General features: G+C 73.3%; 19 protein-coding genes and 1 pseudogene. 6 read left to right on the top strand and 14 right to left on the bottom strand.

What is annotated here, in order from left to right; all coding sequences use genetic code 11:
* The first annotated feature begins 159 nt into the window (after window positions 1-159).
* Together ACFYUZ_RS31535 and ACFYUZ_RS31530 are read left to right on the top strand one after the other, a co-directional pair.
* Complete coding sequence (locus tag ACFYUZ_RS31535; protein WP_389314972.1) at window positions 160-1890, top strand: FG-GAP repeat domain-containing protein; 1731 nt, start codon at window positions 160-162, stop codon at window positions 1888-1890.
* A 205-nt stretch (window positions 1891-2095) separates the two neighbouring features.
* Window positions 2096-3625, top strand: a pseudogene (locus ACFYUZ_RS31530) (FG-GAP repeat domain-containing protein); the annotation flags it as partial.
* A 237-nt stretch (window positions 3626-3862) separates the two neighbouring features.
* Here ACFYUZ_RS31530 and ACFYUZ_RS31525 read toward each other — a convergent pair.
* Window positions 3863-4696: a trans-aconitate 2-methyltransferase gene (locus ACFYUZ_RS31525; protein ID WP_389314970.1), complete on the bottom strand. Its 834-nt coding sequence runs from the start codon at window positions 4694-4696 to the stop codon at window positions 3863-3865.
* Between the two features lie 163 nt (window positions 4697-4859).
* Here ACFYUZ_RS31525 and ACFYUZ_RS31520 point away from each other — a divergent pair, with 163 nt between their 5' ends.
* On the top strand, window positions 4860-5357 hold the full coding sequence (locus tag ACFYUZ_RS31520) for a MarR family winged helix-turn-helix transcriptional regulator (RefSeq protein ID WP_389314969.1): 498 nt from the start codon (window positions 4860-4862) through the stop codon (window positions 5355-5357).
* Here ACFYUZ_RS31520 and ACFYUZ_RS31515 read toward each other — a convergent pair.
* The 8 genes from ACFYUZ_RS31515 to ACFYUZ_RS31480 form a co-directional block, all read right to left on the bottom strand.
* Window positions 5316-6098, bottom strand: a complete 783-nt coding sequence (locus ACFYUZ_RS31515) for a LuxR C-terminal-related transcriptional regulator (RefSeq protein ID WP_389314967.1) — start codon at window positions 6096-6098, stop codon at window positions 5316-5318. The genes ACFYUZ_RS31520 and ACFYUZ_RS31515 overlap by 42 nt on opposite strands.
* A gap of 229 nt (window positions 6099-6327) precedes the next feature.
* A complete protein-coding gene (gene galK / locus ACFYUZ_RS31510; protein ID WP_389314965.1) occupies window positions 6328-7467 on the bottom strand; it encodes a galactokinase in 1140 nt (379 codons plus the stop codon).
* Entirely contained in the window at window positions 7464-8459 is a 996-nt protein-coding gene (galE, locus tag ACFYUZ_RS31505; RefSeq protein WP_389314963.1) for a UDP-glucose 4-epimerase GalE, read from the bottom strand. The genes galK and galE overlap by 4 nt, the downstream gene beginning before the upstream one ends.
* Entirely contained in the window at window positions 8456-9499 is a 1044-nt protein-coding gene (gene galT / locus ACFYUZ_RS31500) for a galactose-1-phosphate uridylyltransferase (protein ID WP_389314961.1), read from the bottom strand. The genes galE and galT overlap by 4 nt, the downstream gene beginning before the upstream one ends.
* A 133-nt stretch (window positions 9500-9632) precedes the next feature.
* Window positions 9633-10316 (bottom strand): LuxR C-terminal-related transcriptional regulator, encoded by a 684-nt coding sequence (locus ACFYUZ_RS31495; protein WP_389315188.1) that lies wholly within the window; start codon window positions 10314-10316, stop codon window positions 9633-9635.
* Between the two features lie 142 nt (window positions 10317-10458).
* A complete protein-coding gene (locus ACFYUZ_RS31490) occupies window positions 10459-12309 on the bottom strand; it encodes a PQQ-binding-like beta-propeller repeat protein (protein WP_389314959.1) in 1851 nt (616 codons plus the stop codon).
* Between the two features lie 13 nt (window positions 12310-12322).
* Complete coding sequence (locus tag ACFYUZ_RS31485; protein WP_389314957.1) at window positions 12323-14179, bottom strand: PQQ-binding-like beta-propeller repeat protein; 1857 nt, start codon at window positions 14177-14179, stop codon at window positions 12323-12325.
* 138 nt (window positions 14180-14317) lie between these two features.
* Window positions 14318-16123, bottom strand: a complete 1806-nt coding sequence (locus ACFYUZ_RS31480) for an ABC-F family ATP-binding cassette domain-containing protein (protein ID WP_389314955.1) — start codon at window positions 16121-16123, stop codon at window positions 14318-14320.
* A 93-nt stretch (window positions 16124-16216) separates the two neighbouring features.
* Between ACFYUZ_RS31480 and ACFYUZ_RS31475 the strand changes: the two genes are divergently transcribed.
* Together ACFYUZ_RS31475 and ACFYUZ_RS31470 are read left to right on the top strand one after the other, a co-directional pair.
* Complete coding sequence (locus ACFYUZ_RS31475) at window positions 16217-16504, top strand: hypothetical protein (protein ID WP_389314954.1); 288 nt, start codon at window positions 16217-16219, stop codon at window positions 16502-16504.
* Window positions 16501-16893, top strand: a complete 393-nt coding sequence (locus ACFYUZ_RS31470) for a hypothetical protein (RefSeq protein WP_389314952.1) — start codon at window positions 16501-16503, stop codon at window positions 16891-16893. Before ACFYUZ_RS31475 ends, ACFYUZ_RS31470 begins: the two co-directional genes overlap by 4 nt.
* A gap of 10 nt (window positions 16894-16903) precedes the next feature.
* Here the strand turns inward: ACFYUZ_RS31470 and ACFYUZ_RS31465 are convergent, their stop codons facing one another.
* The gene (locus tag ACFYUZ_RS31465) at window positions 16904-18199 is read right to left on the bottom strand and encodes an acyltransferase (RefSeq protein ID WP_389314950.1); all 1296 of its coding nucleotides are present in this window, start codon (window positions 18197-18199) and stop codon (window positions 16904-16906) included.
* Window positions 18200-18463: 264 nt separating this feature from the next.
* Here ACFYUZ_RS31465 and ACFYUZ_RS31460 point away from each other — a divergent pair, with 264 nt between their 5' ends.
* Window positions 18464-19438, top strand: coding sequence for an SMP-30/gluconolactonase/LRE family protein (locus ACFYUZ_RS31460; protein WP_389314948.1), 975 nt, complete (start codon window positions 18464-18466; stop codon window positions 19436-19438).
* On the opposite strand, the gene ACFYUZ_RS31455 is transcribed toward ACFYUZ_RS31460, so the two are convergent.
* The 4 genes from ACFYUZ_RS31455 to ACFYUZ_RS31440 form a co-directional block, all read right to left on the bottom strand.
* On the bottom strand, window positions 19435-20334 hold the full coding sequence (locus ACFYUZ_RS31455) for a 4-(cytidine 5'-diphospho)-2-C-methyl-D-erythritol kinase (RefSeq protein ID WP_389314946.1): 900 nt from the start codon (window positions 20332-20334) through the stop codon (window positions 19435-19437). The two genes, ACFYUZ_RS31460 and ACFYUZ_RS31455, sit on opposite strands and share 4 nt — an antisense overlap.
* Entirely contained in the window at window positions 20331-21215 is an 885-nt protein-coding gene (gene rsmA, locus ACFYUZ_RS31450; protein ID WP_389314944.1) for a 16S rRNA (adenine(1518)-N(6)/adenine(1519)-N(6))-dimethyltransferase RsmA, read from the bottom strand. Before rsmA ends, ACFYUZ_RS31455 begins: the two co-directional genes overlap by 4 nt.
* 59 nt (window positions 21216-21274) lie before the next feature.
* Entirely contained in the window at window positions 21275-22582 is a 1308-nt protein-coding gene (locus tag ACFYUZ_RS31445) for a ubiquitin-like domain-containing protein (protein WP_389314942.1), read from the bottom strand.
* Between the two features lie 72 nt (window positions 22583-22654).
* Window positions 22655-23524 (bottom strand): TatD family hydrolase, encoded by an 870-nt coding sequence (locus ACFYUZ_RS31440; protein ID WP_389314940.1) that lies wholly within the window; start codon window positions 23522-23524, stop codon window positions 22655-22657.
* Window positions 23525-23550: the final 26 nt, after the last annotated feature.

Genomic DNA, 23550 nt, shown 5'->3' with positions numbered 1-23550 from the left:
GATTTCCCCCGCAGGTAGACTCGCGTTCAACAACCGGGGGGTTCCGCCGTTCGGACGAGGTCGTCTCCGCGCACGTCTTCGCGCGCCCTGACGCCGTCCGGCGCCCGCGCGGGCCCCTGCCGGGTTTCCTGACGCACCCGATCCCTGGGGGGGATCCCTTTGTTCTCTTCGCGTTTCAACCGTGGGCGCCGCCTCGCGGCGTGCACGGCTCTCGCCGTCTCCGCGGGCATGCTGCTCGCGACTCCCGCGTCGGCCGCCTCTCCGGCCCCGCGTCCGGGAGGCGACAAGGACCGTCCCGCGGCCTCGCGGCCGCTGATGCCGAGCACGCCGCCGGCCGCGACGAAGGCCGGCGCCCGTGCGGCGGACGCCGAGGGCGACGCCCCGGCCGGCGCCGGGCCCCGCTCGGACGTCGACGGCGACGGTCTGAGCGACCTGGTCGTCCGTGAGGGCGACGGCACGCTGGCGTTCGTCACGCAGACCGAGATGACGGAGTTCGTCCGGGCCGGCGGTTCGGGCGAATTCGCCAAGGACATCATTCCGCTGGGCGACCAGGACCTGAACGGCGGCAGGCCGGAGATCCTGACGCTGTCGGCGGCCGGAAGGCTGGAGATGTTCGGCGACGCCTCCACCACGGGCGTCGCGCAGCGCCGCTGGTCGTCGGGGATCGACTTCCACATCTACAACAAGGTCTTCTCGCCGGGTGACGTGGACGGCGACCGCCGTGCGGACCTGATGGCCCGCACCTACTCCGGTGACCTGTTCGTCTTCCTGGGCACCGGTGACACGACGACGCCGTTCCTGGGCCGGGTCAAGGTCGGCTCCGGCTGGCAGGTCTACGACCAGATCGTCGGCGTCGGGGACAACGACGGCGACGGCAGGGGCGACGTCATCACCCGCACGCCCGCCGGGGACGTGAGCTTCCACGGCAGCACCGGCGACCCGCTCAAGCCCTTCAAGGATCCGACGCACATCGGCTTCGGCTGGGACATCTACAACCAGATCCTTCCGGTGGACGACCAGGACGGCGACGGCGACACCGAGGTCTGGGCACGCTGGAAGAACGGCACGCTGCGGGCGTACGGAGGCGACGGCGGCGGCAGCTACGACACGCGCGAGACGATCAGCGAGCCCGGCGCCTGGGCCGGGGTCTCCCAGTTCGGCGGCGCGGGCAACATGCCCGCCCACGGCAAGGAGGAGATGCTCGGGATCGACAAGGCGGGCTCGCTGTACTGGTACTACGCGCTCAACGACGGGCGGCTCAGCGCGCGTCAGCTGCTCGGCACCGGCTGGGGCGGGGTGAACCTCACCAACGTCTCCTCCTTCGACCGGAACGGCGAGTCGGACGTCGCCGTGATCTGGAACGGGCACCTGTACGTCGAGGGCAAGGACTTCGGTGGCGGCTGGAACGCCTTCAACCTGCTCGCCGGCCCCGGTGACCTGAACGGTGACGCCACGGGCGACCTGCTGGCCCGGGACCGGTCCGGCAACCTGTACCTGTACCCGACGACGCTCACCGGCACCGCGTTCCACGCCCGGACCCTGGTGAGCGGCGGGTGGCAGACGTACAACTGGTTCTTCGGCGCCGGTGACTACACCAACGACGGCCGGAACGACCTGCTGGCCCGCACCACGACCGGCACGCTCTACCTGTTCCCGGGAACGGGTTCGCGGACCACGCCCTTCAAGGCCCGGATCAAGCTGGGCGAGGGCTTCAACGCCTACAGCAAGCTGGTCGGCACGGGCGACCTGACGGGTGACGGCAAGGGCGACTTCGTCGCGGCCACGCCCGGCGGCGACCTGTACCGCTTCGACGGCGGCGCGGCGAAGAACTTCTTCGGCCCGCGCGTCAAGATCGGTTACGGCTACCAGACCTACAACGGTCTGTACTAGTCGGAGCGCGCACCACGGGACGCCCCGCACCGGAACCCCGGTGCGGGGCGTCGGTGCGAAGGAACGGTGTCACTTCGGGACGGTATGCTCCCGAGCATCCGGAGGGATTCGCCCTCCTCACGCGCCTTCTGCCGTGGGGTGGTGCCGCGGTCCCCTGTTCCCGGTCCGATGACACCTGATCCCTGGGGGGGATCTCTTGCGTTCTGTGCGCTGCACACGTGCCCGCCTCGCGGCCTGCACCGCTCTCGTAATCTCCGCGGGCCTCCTGCTCGCGACCCCGGCCTCGGCCGGTCAGCCCGCGCCGCGCCCGGTGGCCGAGAAGCCGGCGGCCGGCTTCACCCCGCCGTCCCCGACGCGTCCGGGGAGCGTCGCGCTCCGCCAGGGCGCCACGGCGGCCTCCGGCGTCGGCGCCTCTCCGCAGCTGTCGGACTTCGACGGCGACGGCAGCAGCGACTTCATCTTCCGCGACGCGGACGGCAAGGTCTACACGGCCACGACCTCCGGCCAGGGCGGCGAGTTCACGGCCGTCACGACGCCCCCGAAGGACATCGTCCCGATCGGCAACCAGGACGGGAACGCCAGCGGCCCCGAGCTGCTGACGCTGTCGCCGCAGGGCACCCTCCGGCTGTACGCGGACGCCACGCCGACCGGCGCGACGTACGTCTGGCAGGGCAACGGCTGGAGCATCTACAACAAGCTCTTCGCGCCCGGCGACGTGAACGACGACGGCCGGGCGGACGTGGTCGCCCGCGACGTCGACGGCAACCTGTACCTGTTCTACGGCACCGGCAGCCGCACCGCGCCGTTCGCGTCGCGCGTGAAGATCGGCCACGGCTTCAACATCTACGACCAGCTGCTCGGCATCGGCGACAACAACGGCGACGGCTGGGCGGACATGGTCGGCCGCGACACGGCCGGGACCCTGTGGTTCTACGCCGGGACGGGCGACAAGGCCAATCCGTTCGCGGTCCGCACGTCCCTCGGCCCCGGCTGGGGCGTGTACAACCAGATCATGGCCGCCGGCGACGACGACGGCGACGGCAACGGGGAGCTGATCGGCCGCGACCTGAAGGGCACGCTCTGGTACCACACCGGCAAGGGCGACGGCACCCTCGCGGCCCGTCGGCAGATCAGTGAGACGGGTGGCTGGGCCGGCGTCCCGCAGTTCGGCGGGGCGGGCAACAACCCGGTCTCCGGCGAGAAGGAGGGCGTCTTCGCGCGCACCACGGCCGGCACGATGTACTGGTACGCCGCCACGACCGGCGGCGGGCTGAACGGCCGCATCCAGTACGGCCAGGCCGGCGGCTGGAGCGGCGCCAACTTCGCGCACCTGTCCTCGATGAACCAGGACGGTTCGTCGGACGTCGCGGAGATCTTCCAGGGCCGTCTCTACATCGACGGCGCCAACATCGGCGGCGGCTGGAGCATTTACAACACGATCGTCGGCCCCGGCGACCTGTCCGGCGACGGCAAGGGCGACCTGCTGGCCCGCGACGCCTACGGCGTCCTCTACCTGTACAAGGGCAACGGCGCGGGCACCGCCCTCGCCACCCGCATCAGGATCAGCGGCGGCTGGAGCGCGTACGACAGGCTCGTCGGCGCGGGCGACTTCACCGGTGACGGCCGCGCCGACCTCGTGGCCCGCACCCCGGGCGGCGACCTCTACCTGTACGCCGGCACCGGCGTCGCGACCACGCCGCTCAAGACCCGCGTGAAGATCGGCGCCGGCTTCAACGCGTACTCCAGGATCGTCGCTCCCGGCGACCTCAACGCCGACGGCAAGGCCGACCTGCTCTGCATCACCGCGGGCGGCGACCTCTACCGCTTCCTGAACACCGCGCCGGGCAAGTTCGCCCCGCGCGTCAAGATCGGCTACGGCTACGGCGCCTACAACAGCGTGTCCTGACGACCGGCAGCGCGCGGGCGCCCCGCACCGGAGTTCCGGTGCGGGGCGCCCGCGTCTCCACCCCCTTCAGAGTTTCTTGCGGGCGACGGCGAAGATCCGGCGGAAGGGGAAGACCGTGCCGTGCGGGCCGGGCGGGTAGGCCTCGCGCAGGAGCAGGCGGTACTGGGCGAGGAAGGCGTCGATCGCCTCCCGGTCGTCGCCCAGGGTGGTGAGGACGGGCCGCAGCGCGGTGCCCTTGACCCAGTCCAGGACGGGGTCCTCCCCCTGGAGCAGCTGGCAGTACGTGGTCTCCCAGACGTCCGCCTCGCAGCCGAGGTCGGTGAGGCGGGTGAGGTAGTCGGCGGTGTCGAGGATGTGGACGTAGCGGCGGCCCTGGTCGCCGAGGCGGTCCCGCCACTCGGGGGTCTCGCAGAGCTCGCCGAGCAGGGCGTGGCTGGGCGAGGTGAAGTTGCCGGGGACCTGGAAGGCCAGGGTGCCGCCGGGGCGGAGGCCGTCGATCCAGGCGGCGAAGGACTCGGGGTGGTTGGGGACCCACTGGAGGGCGGCGTTGGAGACGATGAGGTCGTAGGGCTCGTCGGGGGTCCAGTGGGCGGCGTCGGCGCGCCGGAAGTCGAGCCAGCCTCCGCCCCGGGTGGTGCCCGCCCAGTCCTTCTCGGCGCGCTCCAGCATCTCCGGCGAGAGGTCGAACCCGGTGATGTGGGCGTCGGTCCACCGGTCGGCGAGGAGGACCGTCACGTTGCCGGGTCCGCAGCCGAGGTCGGCGATGCGGGCGGGTCGCTGCTGGGCGGGCAGCTGGGGTATTCGGGCGAGGAGATCGAGGAACGGGCGGGTGCGGTGGCCGGAGTGTCGGAGGTACTGCTGTGGATCCCAGGTCGGTGCGGCGGTGTCCACGGAATGCATGTTCGAAGCCCCCTTGCTGGCACGAGTTGCCGAAGCGGAACGGAGTTCCGGCGGGGTCCCTTCCCCATAGTCCAGGAAAATATATCTTGAAACCAAGATACTCGACATCGAGAAACTCGAACACAAGAGACTTTATGTCAACAGACCCTCTACACTGATCGTCATGGAGGACGAGGTCGACCGACTGGTCGCAGCATGGCGCCGCGAGCGCCCCGACCTCGACGTGGAACCGCTCGAGGTGCTCAGCCGTGTCTCACGGCTCGCCCGCCACCTCGACCGGGCCCGCAGGCTCGCCTTCTCCGAGCACCAGCTGGAGCCCTGGGAGTTCGACGTCCTCACCTCCCTGCGCCGCGCCGGAGCGCCCTACCAGCTCTCCCCCGGCCAGCTCCTCACCCAGACCCTGGTCACCTCCGGCACGATGACCAACCGCATCGACCGGCTCACCAAGAAGGGTCTCGTCGAGCGGCTTCCCGACCCCAGCGACCGGCGCGGGGTCCTGGTCCGGCTCACCCCCGAGGGCCGCGACCGCGCCGACGAGGCGCTCGCCGGCCTCCTCGCCCAGGAGCGCGCCATCCTGGCCCAGCTCTCCCGCTCCCAGCGCGGCGACCTGGCCGCGCTGCTACGCCGGCTGACCGCCCCGTTCGACAACATCCCCGGGTAGCACCGGCTCCGCGGGGCCCACGCCCGCCCGGCGGGCCAGCGCGACCGCCGCGAGCGTCGAGTGCACGCCCAGCTTCCCGAGCACGTTCTGCATGTGCGTCCGGACGGTGTGCGGGGAGAGGAAGAGACGCTCGGCGACCGCCTTGCGGCCCAGGCCCGCCACCATGCAGCGCAGCACCTCCCGCTCGCGCGGGGTCAGCGACTCCACGAGCCGCTCGCTGTCCGTCCGGTGCCTGCGCGCCTCCGTCAGCTCCCGCAGGACCCCCGTGAGCAGCGCGGGCGGCAGGTGCGTCTCGTCCCGCAGCACGCCCCGGACCACCGCGAGCAGCCGCTGCAGCGAGCAGTCCTTCGCGACCCAGCCGGAGGCCCCCGCCTGGAGCGCCAGCGCGGCCCGGCGCGGGTCGTCCTTCTCCGCGAGGACGACCGTGCGGAGCGCGGGCTGCGCCCGTCGCACGCCCGTGACCAGCGAGATCCCGTCCACGACGCCCTCGGCGTCGGCGGGCGCCGGGCGGGGCGCGGCCGCCCCGGCGGGGCCCGCGCCCAGCTCGGCGTCGACGAGCAGCACGTCGAACCGGCGGCCCTCCGCCGCGCCGCGCTCCAGGCAGCGCAGGGCCGCCGGGCCGCTGCCGGCTGCGGCGACGTCGACGTCGGGCTCCGCCGCGAGGGCGGCGGCCAGCGATTCGGCGAAGACGCGGTGGTCGTCCACCACCAGGACGCGGATGCGTGCCACGGACACTCCCAAGTGTCGAGGAACGGACCGACGCGGGTACGGCGCCGGAGGCGGGTCCGTCAAGGACACGGCCGCCGCCGTGCGTTGACTGTTACCCCGGCTCCTGGCGCCGTACCCGACGGGTCTCGCCCCCTGAACAGCACCGGCCCCCACCGGCGCTGCCCCTCAGAGTAGGGGCGGGGCGCCGCGGTGGGGGCCGATTCGCGGAACTGTCCGAAGCAGTCCGGGTGTGTGCGGTGGTTCAGAGGCGCCGCGCGCCCGCCGAGGGGACGGCCGGGAAGATCCCCGGGGCCGCGTGCCCGGCCTCGGCGAAGGCCTTCCCGACGGCGGCGGACACCTCCTCCGACCGTCCGGCCTCCACGAGGACGACGGCGGAGCCGCCGAAGCCGCCGCCGGTCATCCGGGCGCCGAGCGCCCCGGCCGCGTTCGCCGCCTCGACGACGAGGTCCAGCTCCGGGCAGGAGACCCGCAGGTCGTCCCGGAGGGAGGCGTGGCCCTCGGTGAGGACCGGCCCGACCGCCCGGGTGTCGCCGGCGTCGAGCAGCGCGATGGTCCGCTCCACGCGCGCGTTGTCGGAGACGACGTGCCGCACGTACCGCCGGACCGTCTCGTCGTTCAGCCGTGCGAGCGTTTCGGATAGATGTGCGGCGTCCACTTCGCGCAGGGTGCGCACGCCGAGCGCCCGCGCACCCGCTTCGCACCCGGCGCGCCGCTCGGCGTACGCGCCGTCTCCGAGCGCGTGCTTCACGCGGGTGTCGACGACGAGCAGCCGGAGCCCCTCCCGCGCCAGGTCGAAGGGGACCTGGCGGTACGAGAGGTCACGGGTGTCCAGGTGGAGGGCGTGCCCCTCCTCCGCGCAGGCGGAGGCCATCTGGTCCATGACCCCGCAGGGCACGCCGACGAAGGCGTTCTCGGCGCGCTGGGCGAGCCGGGCGAGCTCGGGGCGGGAGAGCCCCAGCCCGAACAGGTCGTTCAGGGCGAGGGCGGTGACGACCTCCAGGGCCGCCGAGGAGGACAGGCCGGCGCCGGTCGGCACGGTCGAGGTGAGGTGGACGTCGGCCCCGGCGACCGGGTGCCCGGCCTCCCGCAGCGCCCAGACGACGCCGGCCGGGTAGGCCGCCCAGCCTCCGCCGGAGAGCGGCTCCAGGCCCGCGACGTCCAGGTGGACGATCCCGCCGTCGACGTCGGCGGAGTGCAGGCGCAGGACGCCGTCGTCGCGGCGGGAGACGGCGGCGACGGTGGTGTGCGGCAGCGCGAGCGGCAGCACGAAGCCGTCGTTGAAGTCGGTGTACTCCCCGATGAGGTTGACCCGCCCGGGGGCGGCCCAGAGGCCGTCGGGCGCGGCGCCGTACAGCGCCTCGAAGCCGGCGGCGAGGCTCATGCGCCCTCCTCCTCGCGGTGGCGTGCGAAGGCCCAGGCGTCGGCGACGACGTCCGCGAGGTCCGGGCGGGACGGCGTCCAGCCGAGCCGCTCGCGGGCGGCCTCGGCGGAGGCGACGAGGACGGCGGGGTCGCCGGGGCGGCGCGGGGCGGTGATCTCCGGGACCGGGTGGCCGGTGACCTTGCGGACGGTCTCGACGACCTCGCGGACGGAGAAGCCGTTGCCGTTGCCCAGGTTGCAGATCAGGTGCTCGCCGGCCGGGACGGTGTCCGCCGCCATCGCGTCGAGGGCGAGCAGGTGGGCCTCGGCGAGGTCGGCGACGTGGATGTAGTCGCGGACGCAGGTGCCGTCCGGGGTGGGGTAGTCCCCGCCGTACACGGAGATCGCCTCGCGCCGGCCGAGGGCGACCTGGAGGACGAGCGGGATCAGGTGGGACTCGGGCTCGTGGCGCTCGCCGAGGGGGCCGTGCGCCCCGGCGACGTTGAAGTACCGCAGCGAGACGGCGGCCAGGCCGTGGGCGGCGCACTCCCCGCCGATCATGTGGTCGACGGCCAGCTTGCTCGCCCCGTACGGGCTGGTGGGCGCGGTGGGCGCGGTCTCGGTGATCGGCACGGCCTCCGGCTCGCCGTAGGTGGCGGCGGTGGAGGAGAAGACCAGCTTGCGGACGCCGGCCGACCGCATGGCGGCGAGCAGGGCCATGGTGCCGCCGACGTTGTTCTCCCAGTACTTCTCGGGCCTGGCGACGGACTCGCCGACCTGGGAGAAGGCGGCGAAGTGCAGGACGCCGTCGTAGGAGCCGTCCAGCCACGCGGCGGCGTCCTGGACGCGGCCCTCGATGAACTCGGCGCCCTCGGGGACGGCTTCGGCGAAGCCGGTGGAGAGGTCGTCGAGGACGGCGACCCGGTGGCCCCGCTCCAGGAGGTGGGCGGCGACCACGCTGCCCACGTACCCGGCACCTCCGGTCACCAGGTACTTCTTCACTGCCGTGGTCACTTGCTCGCCACCTCTCGGAGTCGTCGGGCCGCGTCCTCCGGCCGCACGTCGTTCATGAAGGCACCCATGCCGGACTCGGTGCCCGCGAGGAACTTCAGCTTGCCGGGGGCCCGTCGGACGGTGAAGAGCTCCAGGTGCAGTCCGAGGTCCTCGCGCCGCTCGTCCGTGAACGGCGCCTGGTGCCAGGCGGCGATGTAGGGCGTCGGCGGCTCGTCCGGGCCGAAGATCCGGTCGAAGCGCCTCAAGAGTTCCAGGTAGACCTGTGCGAACTCTGTGCGGGCCCCCTCGTCGAGGGCGAGCAGGTCGGGCACCCGGTTCCTGGGGTGGAGGTGGACCTCGTACGGCCAGTGGGCGGCGTACGGCACGAAGGCGATCCAGTGCCCGGTCTCCAGGACCACCCGCTCGCCGTCGGCCCTCTCCCGGGCGACGAGGTCGTCGAAGAGGTTCCGTCCGGTCGCCGCGCGGTGCTCGTCCGCGCGGCGGCGCATGGCGGCCGTCCGGGGGGTGACGTACGGGAAGGCGTAGATCTGGCCGTGCGCGTGGGGCAGGGTGACGCCGATCTCCGCGCCGCGGTTCTCGAAGCAGTAGACCTGCTCGACGCCGGGCAGGGCGGAGAGTTCGGCGGTGCGGTCGGTCCAGGCGTCGAGGACGAGCCGGGCGCGCTCCTCGGTGAGGTCGGCGAAGGAGTCCGTGTGGTCGTCGGTGAAGCAGACGACCTCGCAGCGGCCGACGCCGCCGGAGAGGGAGGGGAAGCGGTTCTCGAAGACCGCCACCTCGTAGCCCTCCTCGGGGATCTCGCTCTCGCGGCCGTCCCTGGCGGGGCAGAGCGGGCAGGCGTCGGCCGGCGGGTGGTAGGTGCGGGCCTGCCGGTGCGAGGCGATGGCGACGGGGTCGCCGGTCAGCTCGTCGTGGCGGATCTCGGAGCGGGAGAGGACGGGGGTGAGGGGGCGGGGGTCGACGGCGGTGCGGACGGTGTCGTCGCGCGTGTCGTAGTAGATCAGCTCGCGCCCGTCGGCGAGCGTGGTGACGGTCTTCTTCACGGGGGTGCCCTCCGACGGGACCAAACATAACCACGCACAAAGAATCACATTCAAACATCGCCGTCAATGGCGAAGCGGGCCCCGCGCACCGGGACCCGCCGATGTCACCCCGAAGGGGGTACGGGAGAAACCCTCAGGAGGAACCGCGGGGCGCCGGCACCGCCCGGTCGAGCAGCCCCGTGCGCGCCGCGAGCGCCGCCGCCTCCAGCCGCGAGCCGACCCCCAGCTTCATCAGGACCCGCTGCACGTGCGTCCGCGCCGTGCTCGGCGCGATCCCCATCCCCGCCGCGATCAGCCGGGTGTCCTCGCCCTCCGCGACCCGCACCAGAACCTCCACCTCCCGCTGCGTGAGCAGCCGGAGCAGCCGCTGCGCCTCGTCGTCCGGCTGCGCCGAGGGGTGCAGCAGCTCCGCGAAGGCCCCCTGGAGCAGCTGCGGCGCCACCGCCGCCTCCCCCGCCCGCGCCTTCACCAGGGCGCGTTCGACGCCCTCGATGCGCTCGTCGTGGCGGACGTACCCCGAGGCCCCGGCCGCGAACGCCGCCGCGATCCCGCGCGGCGACGGCACCGGGCCGAGCACCACGACGGCCACCTGCGGCCGCTCCCGCTTGATCCGTACGACCGGGTCGAAGGTCCCCGGCGCGTCCGGCGTCGCCGTGCCCAGGAGGCAGACCTCCGGCGCCCGGCCCACCACCAGCTCCGCGGCCCCCGCCACCGGCGCGGCCGCCGCGAGCACCCGGTGCCCGCGCAGCTTCAGCGCCGAGGCGAGCGCCTCCGCGAGCAGGCGGTGGTCGTCCACCACCACGAGGCGTACGCCCATCCCGGTCATCCCCCCTCCTCCTGGCCGGCCGGACGCCCCGGCGGCCTGACCCGGCAAGCTACACGCTCCCCCGCCCCGGCCGCCGACATGCGCGTGGGCCCCTCCGGATCACCGGAGGGGCCCACGGCCGTCTGGCGGGTCGTCAGTGCCCGACGGAGAAGGAGGCGACCAGGTACTCCTTGATGTCGTTGGCCGAGGTCGACTCCCGGGGCTTGCTGATCAGCGTCTCCGAGATGAAGAACCGGCCGTCCCGGTAGAGGAGTTCGGCACCGTTCAGGCTGAAGCTGCTCTCGGCGTTGTGGATCGACTTGTCCGCCGGGTTCTCCAGGAGCAGCGTCTCCTTCATCGTGCCGCCGTCGACCGAGACGATCCGGCCGCCCTGGTTGTAGGGCGGCGCCTTGTAGGCGATGAGGTTGCCGCCGTCCATCCGCAGCGGGACGAAGGTGAACTTGTCGCCCGCGTCGGCCTTCTCCGGCACCGTGCGCCCGGTGGCCAGGTCGAAGGCGATGATCTCGTTGGTCTCGTCGCCGTACTCGCCGGTGCTGCCCTCGTGCTCCTCGGTCGGCACGTACAGCCGGCCGTTGCCGACGAGCGCCTGGGTGCAGGACTCGACCTCGGTCGCGCGGCAGCGGGCCGCGTACTGGTCGGCGTCCGCCGTGATCTTCGCCTTCAGCTTCCCGGTCTTCTCGTCGATCGAGAAGAAGTCCGAGATGCCGCTGCCGTCACCGGCGGTGTCGCCGATGTCGGCCGCGACGACCAGGGGCTTGGTGGAGACGACCGAGGCGTACTTCGCGCCGGACGGCATCTGGTACTGCGAGATCGGGGCGCCCGTCATCGGGTTGAGGTTCTGGATCAGCACCTTCGGGCTGTCGTACTGCCCGCACTTGCGGACCGCGACGAGGCCCTCACCGCCGCCGTACCCCATGTCGTAGCAGTTCTGGTCGTTGGCCTGCGGCTTCCAGCGCGGGTTGCCGTTGGCGAGGTCGAAGGCGGCGCCGCCGTCGGTGCCGCCGGCCGCGACGGTCGTCCCGCTGAGCGTGACCTCGCTGAACCGCACCTTCTGGTCGCCGGCGCTGCCGCCGGTGACCGAGGTCGACCACAGCAGCTTGCCGGTGTTCAGGTCGACCACGCCGACCTCGGTGCACGGCTGGTAGTAGCGCGGCGCGACCCGCTTGGTGGCCTCGAACAGGATCGGCGCCTTGTTGTCCGCGGTGACGTGCCGCGAGGCTCCGCAGACCTGGCCGGTCAGCGGCAGCGTCCACAGGACGGTGCCCTTGTCCAGGTCGTAGCCGACGAGCGAGTTCACGCCCGGCTTCACGAACGCCTTGTCGGTGATCCAGGAGCCGGAGACGTCGGTGACGTCCTGGACCTTCGGCTGCCCGATCTGGAAGGCCATCTTCGCCTTCGTGTCGGCCGGCGGCTTCTCCTTGCCGCCACCGCCGAGACCCTTGCCGCCGGTGTCGCCGCCCGCGGAAGAGCCCTGCGAGGTGCCGCCCGAGCCCTTGGCCTCGTTGCCCCCGTCATCGCCACCGGAGTTGGCGTACCAGATGCCGGCGCCGATGATCAGGACCACGGCGACGGCCGCCGCGATGACGATCTGGAGCTGCGCCGACAGCTTCTTGCCGCCGCCCGGAGCCGGAGCGGCGACGGGCTGCTGGTAGCCGCCGTACGCCTGCTGCGGCTGGGTCGGGTAGCCGTACGGGGGCTGGCCCGGCTGCTGCTGCGGGTAGCCGCCGTACGGCTGGGGCGGGCCCGGCTGCTGCTGCGGCGCGGCGGGATAGCCGTACGGCTGCTGCGGGTTGCCGTAGCCCGGGTCGGCCTGGGTCGGCTGCTGCTGCTGCTGCGGGTATCCGTACCCCGGGTCCGCCTGGGTGGGCGGCTGCTGCGGGTATCCGTACCCCGGCTGCTGCTGCGGCGGCGGGGGCGTCGGGGCGCCGAAGCCGCCCTGCGGGTCCGGGGGTTGGTTCGGCGGCGGCGGGGGTGGCTGCGTCATCGGTCCGTGTACCTCACTTGCTGAAGGCCATCATCGTCTTGACCTGCATCTCGTCCTTGTCGTTGGACGCCGACACACGTCCGCTCGCCACCGCGAAGGTGCCGCTGCCGTAGGCGAAGCTGGCGTCGTAGAAGTTGCTCTCGATCTCGGCGGTCGAGGCCGGGTGCTGGAGCAGGATCTTCGGCGCGCCGCCGGTCGGGGCGAGGGTGGCGACGGCGCCGCCCTTGTCGTACGTGGGGTCCACGTACAGCAGGACGTCGGAGCCCTCCATGCGCAGCGGGGTCATCGACCGGCCCTCGGGCGCCTTGGCGCGCCACTTGGCCTTGCCGTTCTTCAGGTCGAAGGCGACGACCTCGTTCGTCTTGCCGTACCCGGCGTCGGTGGCCATGTAGAAGGTGTTCGCGTCGGCCGCGACACCCGTGCAGCCCGAGAGGTTCTTGCCGAAGATGACGAAGCTGCCGCCGCAGGAGGGCGCGAACTTGTCGTTGCCGCCCTGGATCTGCGAGCGGAGCCTGCCGTTGGCGTCGAGCGCGAAGATGGACCACTTCTTCTCGTCGCGCTGGGTGGCCGAGACGACCAGCGGGTCGACCGAGTAGACCTTGTCGACCTCCCAGTTCGCCTGCAGCTGGAAGGTGAACCTGGGCTTGCCGGTGTTGGGGTCGACCTGGCCGACCGCCTGGATCTTCTTGCTGGTGCTGCCCGACGGGCAGTCCATGGCGGCGATCAGCTTGCTGCCGCCCGCGTAGGCGAAGGGCTTGCAGCCGCTGTCGGGGCCCTTGAAGAGCTGGTGGCCGTCGGCGAGCGAGAAGCCGTACGCGCTGCTGGAACCGGCGGCGGTGACCGTGTTGCCGCTGATGGCCAGGGTGTTGTCGGAGAAGGCGAAGAGGCCCGTGGCCTTCGGGACGGCCTTCTTCCAGCCGGGCTTGCCCGTCTTGAGGTCGACCTTCTGGAGCTGGGTGCACTTGGCGCCGTCCTTGGCGCTCTCGGCGTAGCCGAAGACCATGGAGCCGTCGGCGGCGGGCTCCGGCGGGACCGCGCACAGCTCGAACGGCAGGTCGACGTGCCACTTGCGCTTGCCGTCGCCCAGGTCGTAGCCGTCCACGCCCTTGTACATCGCCTTGACGACGGTGTCGCCGACGATCCACGGGCCGAAGACGTCGGAGCCGTTGCGGGGCAGGTCGACGTCGTTCTTCAGCAGCCAGTTGACCTTCGCCTCGCCGGCCTGGCGGCCCGCGTTGAGGTCCTCGTCGCCGTTGCCGCCGTCGCCCGTGCCGTCGCCCTGGTCCACCGACTCGGTGGGCTTGGGGGCGTCGGAGGAGGGGGCCGTGGCGGTGGGCTGCGCGACCGGGTCCTTCTCGTCGTCCCCGCCGACGACGGCCCAGGTCGTGACGGCGGCGACCAGGACGGCCGCGGCGGCCACGGCGGCGACGACACCGGTCCGGCCCTTGAACGGACCGCCGCCCCCGGGAGCCTGGGGCGGGGTGGGAGCGCCCTGGTACACGGGCTGCGTCGGGTAGCCGCCGTAAGGGTTCTGCTGCTGGCCGTACGGGCCGGGCTGGCCCTGCTGCGGGTATCCGTAGGGGGCCTGCGCGGGCTGGCCGTACGGACCGGGCTGGCCGTACGGGCCGGGCTGCGGGGCCTGACCGGGCTGGCCGTACGGACCGGGCTGCGGGGCCTGGCCCGGCTGCTGCGGGTATCCGTAACCGGGCTGCTGCGCGGGCGGGACGGGCGGGGTCTGCGGCGCGGGCGGGGTCTGCGGCGCCTGCGGCGGCACCGGCGGGACGGGCGGCATGCCCTGGCCCGGCCCCTGGGACGGGTCCTGAGGGGCTCCGAAGCCCCCCGGCGGCTGGTTGCTGGGCGGCTGGGTCATCAGCGGTTCCCCCTTGACGTGAACGGGTTTTCTTTCTACCACTCACGCGATGACGCAAAAGCGACCGGTCCGCCCCTTGTTCCCAAGGGAGGACCGGCCTGTGATGCCCTTGTTATGCGTCACGGACGCGAAGTGCGGCTACGCGTCCTCGGCCAGTTCGAGCCAGCGCATCTCCAATTCCTCCCGCTCCCCGGCGAGTTCCCGGAGCTCCGCGTCGAGCTTCGCCACCTTCTCGAAATCGGTGGCGTTGTCGGCGATCTGGGCGTGCAGCTTCGTCTCCTTGTCGGAGAGCCTGTCGAGCTGGCGCTCGACCTTCTGCAGCTCCTTCTTGGCCGCGCGGGCGTCCGCGGCGGAGACGCCCTGCTTCTGCTGCGCGGGCGCGGCGGCGGGCGTCGGGACCGACGCCTCGATCATCTTCCGGCGCCGCTCCAGGTACTCGTCGATGCCGCGCGGCAGCATCCGCAGGGTCCTGTCGCCGAGCAGGGCGAACGTCCGGTCCGTGGTGCGCTCGATGAAGAACCGGTCGTGGGAGATGACGACCATGGAGCCCGGCCAGCCGTCGAGGAGGTCCTCCAGCTGCGTCAGGGTCTCGATGTCGAGGTCGTTGGTGGGCTCGTCGAGGAAGAGGACGTTCGGCTCGTCCATCAGCAGGCGCAGCAGCTGCAGGCGGCGGCGCTCGCCACCGGAGAGGTCGCCGACCGGCGTCCACTGCTTCTCCTTGGAGAAGCCGAACTGCTCGCAGAGCTGCCCGGCCGTCATCTCGCGGCCCTTGCCGAGGTCGACCCGGTCGCGGACCTGCTGGACGGCCTCCAGGACGCGCAGCGTGGCGGGGAGTTCGGTGACGTCCTGCGAGAGGTAGGCGAGCCGGACGGTCTTGCCGACGACGATCCTTCCGGCGGCCGGCTGCTTCTCGCCCTGGCTGACGGCCGCCTCGGCGAGCGCCCGCAGGAGTGAGGTCTTGCCCGCGCCGTTGACGCCGACGAGGCCGATGCGGTCGCCGGGCCCGAGCTGCCAGGTGAGGTGCTTGAGCAGCTCCTTGGGGCCGGCGGTGATGCTCACGTCCTCCAGGTCGAAGACCGTCTTGCCGAGCCGGGCGTTGGCGAACTTCATCAGCTCGCTGGTGTCGCGCGGCGGCGGCACGTCGGCGATCAGCTCGTTCGCGGCCTCGATGCGGTAGCGCGGCTTGGAGGTGCGGGCGGGGGCGCCGCGCCGCAGCCAGGCCAGCTCCTTGCGCATCAGGTTCTGCCGCTTGGCCTCCTCCGTCGCCGCGATCCGCTCGCGCTCGGCGCGGGCGAAGACGTAGTCGGAGTAGCCGCCCTCGTACTCGTGCACGTCACCGCGCTGCACGTCCCACATGCGGGTGCAGACCTGGTCGAGGAACCAGCGGTCGTGGGTGACGCAGACGAGCGCCGAGCGGCGGCTCTGGAGGTGGCCGGCGAGCCAGGCGATGCCCTCGACGTCGAGGTGGTTGGTGGGCTCGTCGAGGACGATCAGGTCCTGGTCCTCGATGAGGAGCTTGGCGAGCGCGATGCGGCGGCGCTCACCGCCGGAGAGCGGGCCGATGACCGTGTCGAGGCCCTGCTCGAAGCCGGGCAGGTCGAGCCCGCCGAAGAGCCCGGTGAGCACGTCGCGGATCTTGGCGCTGCCCGCCCACTCGTGGTCCGCCATGACGCCGATGACCTCGTGCCGGATGGTGGCCTTCGGGTCGAGGGAGTCGTGCTGGGTGAGCACCCCGAGGCGGAGCCCGCCGCTGTGGGTGACGCGGCCGGTGTCGGCCTCCTCCAGCTTGGCGAGCATCCGGATGAGGGTGGTCTTGCCGTCGCCGTTGCGTCCGACGACCCCGATCCGGTCCCCTTCGGAGACCCCGAGCGAGACCCCGTCGAGCAGGGCACGGGTGCCGTACACCTTGCTGACGGCCTCGACATTGACCAGGTTGACGGCCACGTTGACTCCTGTACGGGGGATCGATCGACGTCCCAGGGTACGTCGCGCCACCGCCGGTACACCCCCGGTGCACCAGCGGTGTACCGTAGCCGTATGGCTGACTCCACCATCAAGGTGCCGGACACCACCCGCGACCACCTCGCCTCGCTGGCCCGCGAGCGGGGCACCACGATAGGAGCACTCGTCACCGAGCTGGCCGCGACCCAGCTCACCGCCGCACAGGCGCGGGAGAAGGTGGCCGAGAGCCGGCGGATCATGCGCGAGCGGATGCGCTCCACCCTCACCGACGAAGAGTTCGACGCGACCCCGAACGCGCTGGACAAGGTCTACGAGATCGCCGCCGCGAACGCCCGCAAGGCTCTCGGAGACACGGCGGCGTGATCATCCTCGACGCCTCCGCCGTACTCGCGCTCGCGCGCGGCCACCGCAAGCTCCAGCGTGTCGCCGACAACGCGGCCGCGTCCCCGTTCCGCCACCTCCAGGTGCCCGCCCTCTGCCTCCTCCAGGCCGAGACCGAGGACGAAGGCGCGGGCGACGCGGCTCTGGCGCTGCCCGGCATCGACATCGTCCCGCTCGACGCGGTCGCGTCCGTGACCGTCGCGCGGATGGTTCGCGGCGGTTTCGGCGGGCCCGACGTCTGTCACGCGCTCTACACCGCGCTGCCCTCGCCTCATCGACCCACCATGGACCTGATCCTCACGGACCGGGCGGACCTCTACCCCCCGGGGACCGTGACCGTGGACATCGACGATGAGCGCCTCGACGACTGACCTCCTGTCGTCAACCGGCCCGCCGGCTCCGTCCCGCCCGCTCCACCAGCAGCCAGCCCGCCAGGGCCAGGCCGACGGCCGCCGGGGCCGTGACCGGGACGGCGATCAGCGTCGCCGAGTGACCGTCGAGGAGCCCGCCGAAGCCCGTCAGGGACAGGCCCAGGACGCCGAAGAGGGCGAGGGTGATGCCGAGGGCCGCGAGGGGGCCGCCCGCGCCGGTCGCCGGGGCGGCCGGGACCGGGGCCTCGAAGCGGCGGAAGACGGCGACGAGCAGGGCCGTGAGCACGGCCGCCGCCGCGAACCGGAGCGGGACCTGCGCCCACCAGGCGGCCGAGGCGGGGGCCGGGAGCTCCGCACCCAGGCCGAGCAGCACCCCGTACACGGCGAGCATGGCCGTCAGGTGCCACAGGAAGGCCGTCATCGCGATCCCGTTGGCGGCGACCACCGTCCGCCACACCCCGGCACGGGCGACGAGCCGCGCCCCCGGGCCCCTCAGCAGCTCGACCGCGCCCACCAGCCACAGCCCGTGGCAGAGCAGGGCGAGGGTCGGCGGGGCCATGTTCGACACCCGCTCCCCCGGCATCCCCACCATCGACAGCGGATACGGCCCGAGGGCGACCAGCGCGGTCGCGCCGACGAGGCCCGCGGCGGCGAGCGGGGCCGGGCGGCGGATCATGCCGTCGGCGCGGAGGAAGCCGAGCTGGTGGACGGCGAGCCACACGAACGCGAAGTTCAGGAACTCCACGAAGGGGACGTCCGCCGCGAACCGCAGCACGTCGACCGCGACCGCACCGCCGGCGAGCGCGCCGAACGCCCCCCAGCCCCACCGCTCGTGCAGCCGCAGCAGCGGCGGCGTGAAGGCCACCATCGCGAGGTAGATCCCGACGAACCACAGCGGCTGCGTGACGAGCCGCAGCGCGACCCCGGTGAGCCCCCCGTCGGCGCCGGCCGACTGGAGCACCAGCGCGGCCGCGCCCCACACCCCCACGAACACCATCGTCGGCCGCAGCAGCCGCTGGAGCCGGGCCCGCAGGAAGGCCGCGTACCCGGGGCGGGAGCGATGGGCGAGGGCGTGCGAGAAGCCGCCGACGAAGAAGAAGACCGGCATCACCTGGAACACCCAGGTCACCGCCTGGAGCCCCGGCACGACGGCGAGCAGGTTCCCGACCCGCCCGTCGGCGGTGACGGCCGCCATCAGCCAGTGGCCGAGGACGACGACCGCGAGCGAGGCGACCCGGAGCAGATCGACGTACCGGTCCCGCGTCGCCGGCGTGGCGGCGGCGAGTTCACGCGCGCTGATTCCCATACGGGTACGGTCCCGCGGCACCCCGGCCGGCCGTCAGGGCGCGGATACTCAACCACCGGCTGAGTACGGACGGCCGGGCGGCGTATGGTCGAAAGGGCCGCCGGGCACCGGCCGTCGCCCGTACGGGCGCGGCGCCGCGCGCTGCCAACCGGCTCCATGGCGTCGGCCACGTGGGCGACCTCCCGGCCACGGCTGCCGCGCTCCCCGGCCGGCGAGCCGCCAGCCTCTCCTCAGGTCACCCGCACCCTCCACGAGGAGAAGCCCATGTCGAGACACCCACGTCTGGCCGCCGTCGCCGTCGCCGTCGCGGCCCTCACCCTGCTGGCCGCCGGCCCGGCGTCGGCCGGCGACCCGACCGTGACCGATCCCCGTGTCGTCGCCCACTTCGACTTCGCCGCCGGGGAGACACCGGAGAACATCGCCCTGGAGCCCGACGGCTCCGCCCTCCTGACCTTCGCCTCCGCCCACAAGGTGGTGCGGGTCGGCAGGAACGGGTCCGGGCCGACGGACGTCGCGACCCTCCCCACGGTGACCGACCCGCCGGGGGCCCTCCTCACCGGCATCGCCCGCGCCCACGACGGCACCCTGTACGTCAACTACGTCACCGGCACCGACGAGGAGAACGGGATCTGGCGCATCCGCCCCGACGGCAGCGCGCCCCAGCGGATCGTGAAGGTGCCCGTCGACGGCTTCCCCAACGGCCTCGCCCTCGACGAGAGGTGCCGCACCCTGTACGCCGCCGACTCGGCGCGCGGCGTCGTGTGGAGCGCGCGGGTGCCGGACGGGAACGAGGAGGTGGAGGCGGCGGTCTGGGCCACCGGAGCCGCCCTCCGGCCGACCGACGAGCTCCCCTACGGCGCCAACGGCCTGAAGCTCCACGACGGCGCCGTCTGGGTGTCCAACTCCGCCCACAGCACCCTGCTCCGCATCCCGTTCGGGAAGGACCGGACCGCGGGCCCGATCCAGACCAGGGCGACCGGGATCGTCGGGATCGACGACTTCGCCTTCACCGGGCACGGCGACACGGTCCTGGCCGCGCGGGTCACGGCCGACAAGCTCGAACTCGTCCGCCCCGACGGCAGCCACAAGACCGTCCTCACCGCCGCGGACGGCCTCGACGGCCCGACCTCGGTGGCGGTCCGCGCCAAGTCGGTCTACGTCCCCAGCGCGGCCTACTTCACCACCCAGGACCCGGACCCGAACCTCCTCCTGGCCCGCGTCTCCAGGAACAAGCTCTAGCCCAGGACGGTCGCGCCCGGTGCCGGGGACGTCGCCACGCGGGCCGTGCGGCAGGTGCCCGAGGCGGTGAGGGAGGCGGCGACCGCGGTCGCCGCCTCCGCGTCCTTCACCAGGAACGCCGTCGTCGGGCCCGAGCCGGAGACCAGGGCCGCGAGGGCGCCCGCGTCCGTGCCGGCCGTCAGGGTCGCGGCGAGCGAGGGGCGCAGGGAGAGCGCCGGGGCCTGGAGGTCGTTGGCGAGGGTGGCGGCCAGAGCGGCGGTGTCGCCGGTCGCCAGGGCCTCCAGGAGGGCCGGCGACGCGGCCGGCTCGGGGATGTCCGCGCCCTCCGCGAGGCGGTCGAACTCGCCGAACACCACCGGGGTCGAGAGCCCGCCGTCGGCGACGGCGAACACCCAGTGGAAGGTGCCGCCGACCGGCAGCGCCGTCAGCCTCTCGCCGCGCCCGGTGCCGAGCGCCGCCCCGCCGACGAGGCTGAACGGCACGTCCGAGCCCAGTTCGGCGCAGATCTCCAGGAGCACGTCACGGGGCGTGTCGAGGCCCCAGAGCGCGTCGCAGGCGAGCAGCGCGCCCGCGCCGTCCGCGCTGCCGCCGGCCATGCCGCCGGCGACCGGGATGTCCTTCCGGATGTGCAGGTGCACGTCGGGGGCGATGCCGTGCCGGGCGGCGAGCAGCTCGGCGGCGCGGGCGGCCAGGTTGGTGCGGTCCAGCGGCACCTTGTCGGCGTCCGGACCCTCGCAGGTGACGGTCAGCCCGTCGGCGGGGGTGGCGGTCACCTCGTCGTACAGGGAGACGGCGAGGAAGACGTTCGCCAGGTCGTGGAAGCCGTCGGGGCGGGCCGCGCCGACGGCGAGCTGCACGTTGACCTTGGCGGGGACCCGTACGGTCACGCCGCTCATGCCTTCGCCTCCGGCTTGTTCTCCGCGATCCGCGCGAACTCCTCCACCGTCAGCGACTCGCCCCGCGCCTGCGGCGAGATCCCGGCCTTCACGAGGGCCTCCTCCGCCGCCGCGGGCGAGCCCGCCCAGGTCGCGAGGGCCGCGCGCAGGGTCTTGCGGCGCTGCGCGAAGGCCGCGTCGACGACCGCGAAGACCTCCTGGCGGCTCGCGGAGGTCGGAAGGGGCTCGGCGCGGCGGACGAGGGAGACGAGGCCGGAGTCGACGTTCGGCGCGGGCCAGAAGACGTTGCGGCCGATGGCCCCGGCGCGCTTGACCTCCGCGTACCAGTTGGCCTTGACGGAGGGGACCCCGTAGACCTTGTTGCCGGGCTTGGCGGCGAGCCGGTCGGCGACCTCGGCCTGGACCATGACGAGGGTCCGCTCGATGGTCGGGAACCGCTCCAGCATGTGGAGCAGGACGGGCACGGCCACGTTGTACGGCAGGTTCGCGACGAGCGCGGTGGGCGCCGGTCCCGGGAGCTCCTCGACGTGCATCGCGTCGGAGTGGACGAGCGCGAAGCGGTCCTTCTTCTGCGGCATGCGGGCGGCGATCGTCGACGGGAGCGCGGCGGCGAGGATGTCGTCGATCTCGACGGCCGTCACGCGGTCGGCGGCCTCCAGGAGGGCCAGGGTGAGGGAGCCGAGCCCGGGGCCCACCTCCACCACCACGTCCTCGGGCCGCACCTCGGCCGTGCGGACGATCCGCCGGACGGTGTTGGCGTCGATGACGAAGTTCTGGCCCTTCTGCTTCGTGGGGCGCACGCCGAGGACGGCGGCCAGCTCACGGATGTCGGCGGGGCCGAGGAGGGCGTCGGGGCTTTCGGGGCCGGTGGTGGTGCTCACCGGTACAGCCTACGGGGCCCCGGTGCGGCCCACCTACGGCTCACCGGCACGGCCCGGCCTCATCGGTGCAGCCGGCGTCCGCAGTGGGGCCAGGGGCTCGCGCCCCGCTGCACGTACAGCTTCTTCGCGCGGAAGGTCTGCTCGGCGGCGGGCGCGTTCTGGGCGGTGCCGGTGCCGCCGAGGGCGTGCCAGGTGCCGGGGTCGAACTGGTAGAGCCCGCCGTACGTCCCCGAGGGGTCGACCGCGTTCGGGCGGCCGCCGGACTCGCAGGCGGCGAGCGCGCCCCAGTCGAGGCCGTCGGCGCCGGCGACGGAGGTGGGCAGCGGCCGGGTGCCGATCCGCACCTTGCGGCTGACGGGTTCGCGGACGATCTCCTCGCCGGTCCTGCGGGGCCGCTGCCTGACGCCGTTGACCGTGCGCAGGCTGTACGTGACGCGGCGGACGCCCGGGACGCCCTGCCGTTCGACGACCTCGGTGCCGGCGAAGAGCGCGGGGTCGCGGACCTGCTCGACGGCGTACGGGACGGACTCCTCCCGCACCTGCCGGGAGCCGGTGATGCGCAGCACGTTCACGGTCTGGCCGTCGCGGGGGAAGGAGCCGGCCGGCACGGAGGTGGTGTCCTGCCCGGAGAGCGTGATCCCGGCCTCGGCGAGGGCCTCCCGGACGGTGGCGGCGTTCGTGCGGACGGTCCGCTCGCGCCCGTCGGCGAGGAAGGTGACGGCCCGCTCGGTGCGGACGTCGAGGGCGAGGCCCTGGCGGGAGATCGCGGCGCCGCGGGAGACCGAGAGGTGGGCGCCCTCCGCGCGGACCCCGAGCTGGCGCAGCGCCCCCTCGACGGTCCCGGCGGTCGTCCACACCTGGCGGCGGTGTCCGTCGACGGTGAGGGAGACCGGCCGCCCGTACCGGACGACGATGTCGTCGCCGTCGGCCAGGGCCTCGGTGGGGCCGGGGGCGACGATGTCGTGCTCGCCGACGGCCACGCCCTGGTCGGCGAGGAGCTCGGCGACGTCGTCGGCGAAGGTGTGGAGGGTGCGCGGGACGCCGTCGACGGTGAGCTCGACGGCCTTGTCGTCGGCGACGAAGGCGCTGGTGCCGCCGGCCAGGAAGGCGACGACGAGGGCCTGCGGGACGAGTTTCCGCAGCCCTTCCGCGGCGGTCCCGGCACCCCCGGGGGCCTTTCGGCGGCGGGCGGCGCGGCGGGCCCCGGCCCGGGAGCCCTGCCCGGGGACGGTGCCGGGGGCGGGCGCGGTGCCGGGCGTGGGGGCGGGGACGACGAGGGGCGCCGCCATCGTCGGCTGCTCGTGCAGGGGCAGGGCGGCGCCCGCCGCCCGCCGTCCGGCTCGGTGACTGCCCTGGGAAGTGCTCACGAGGCCGGGACCCTAGCCCCGGTCCCGGTCACGCTCCACGACGACCCGACTACCGCACGTAACTGTTATGCATCAGTAATCGAAGGCGCGGGCCGTGTTCTCGGCGATCGCCCCGGCCAGCTCGTTCTCCCCGATGCCGCGGACCTCCGCCATGGCCCGGACGGTGACCGGGATCAGGTACGGGGCGTTCGGGCGGCCCCGGAAGGGCGCGGGGGTGAGGAAGGGGGCGTCGGTCTCGACGAGGACCAGCTCCAGCGGGGCGACCGCGAGCGCGTCCCGCAGGTACTGGGCGTTCTTGAAGGTGACGTTGCCGGCGAAGGACATGTAGTAGCCCTTGGCGGCGCAGATCTCGGCCATGGCGGCGTCGCCGGAGTAGCAGTGGAAGACGGTCCGCTCGGGGGCCCCCTCCTCGTCCAGGACGCGCAGCACGTCGGCGTGGGCCTCCCGGTCGTGGATGACGAGGGCCTTGCCGTGCCGCTTGGCGATCTCGATGTGGGCGCGGAAGGAACGCTCCTGCGCGGCGATGCCCTCGGGCCCCGTGCGGAAGAAGTCGAGGCCGGTCTCGCCGACCCCGCGGACGTGCGGCAGGGCGGCGAGCCGGTCGATCTCGTTCAGGGCGTCGTCGAGGGCCGCGTCGCCGCCGCCCTGGCGGGCCCCCTGGCGGGACCAGCCGTCGGGGTCGCCGAGCACGATCCGGGGAGCCTCGTTGGGGTGCAGCGCGACGGCCGCGTGCACGTTCTCGTGGGCGGCGGCCGTCTCGGCGGCCCACTGCGAGCCCTTCACGTCGCAGCCGACCTGGACGACCGTCGTCACGCCGACGGCGGCGGCCTTGGTCAGGGCCTCCTCGACGGTCCCGGACTGGAGGTCCATGTGGGTGTGCGAGTCCGCGACCTCCACGAGGAGGGGCTCGGGCAGCGGCGGCGGGGCGTCCTTGGCACTCATGGCCCCGATCGTACGAGGACCATGAG

This window comes from Streptomyces sp. NPDC004266 (assembly GCF_042874095.1).
Lineage (GTDB): Bacteria > Actinomycetota > Actinomycetes > Streptomycetales > Streptomycetaceae > Streptomyces.
This window is presented reverse-complemented; position numbering and strand designations above follow the sequence as displayed.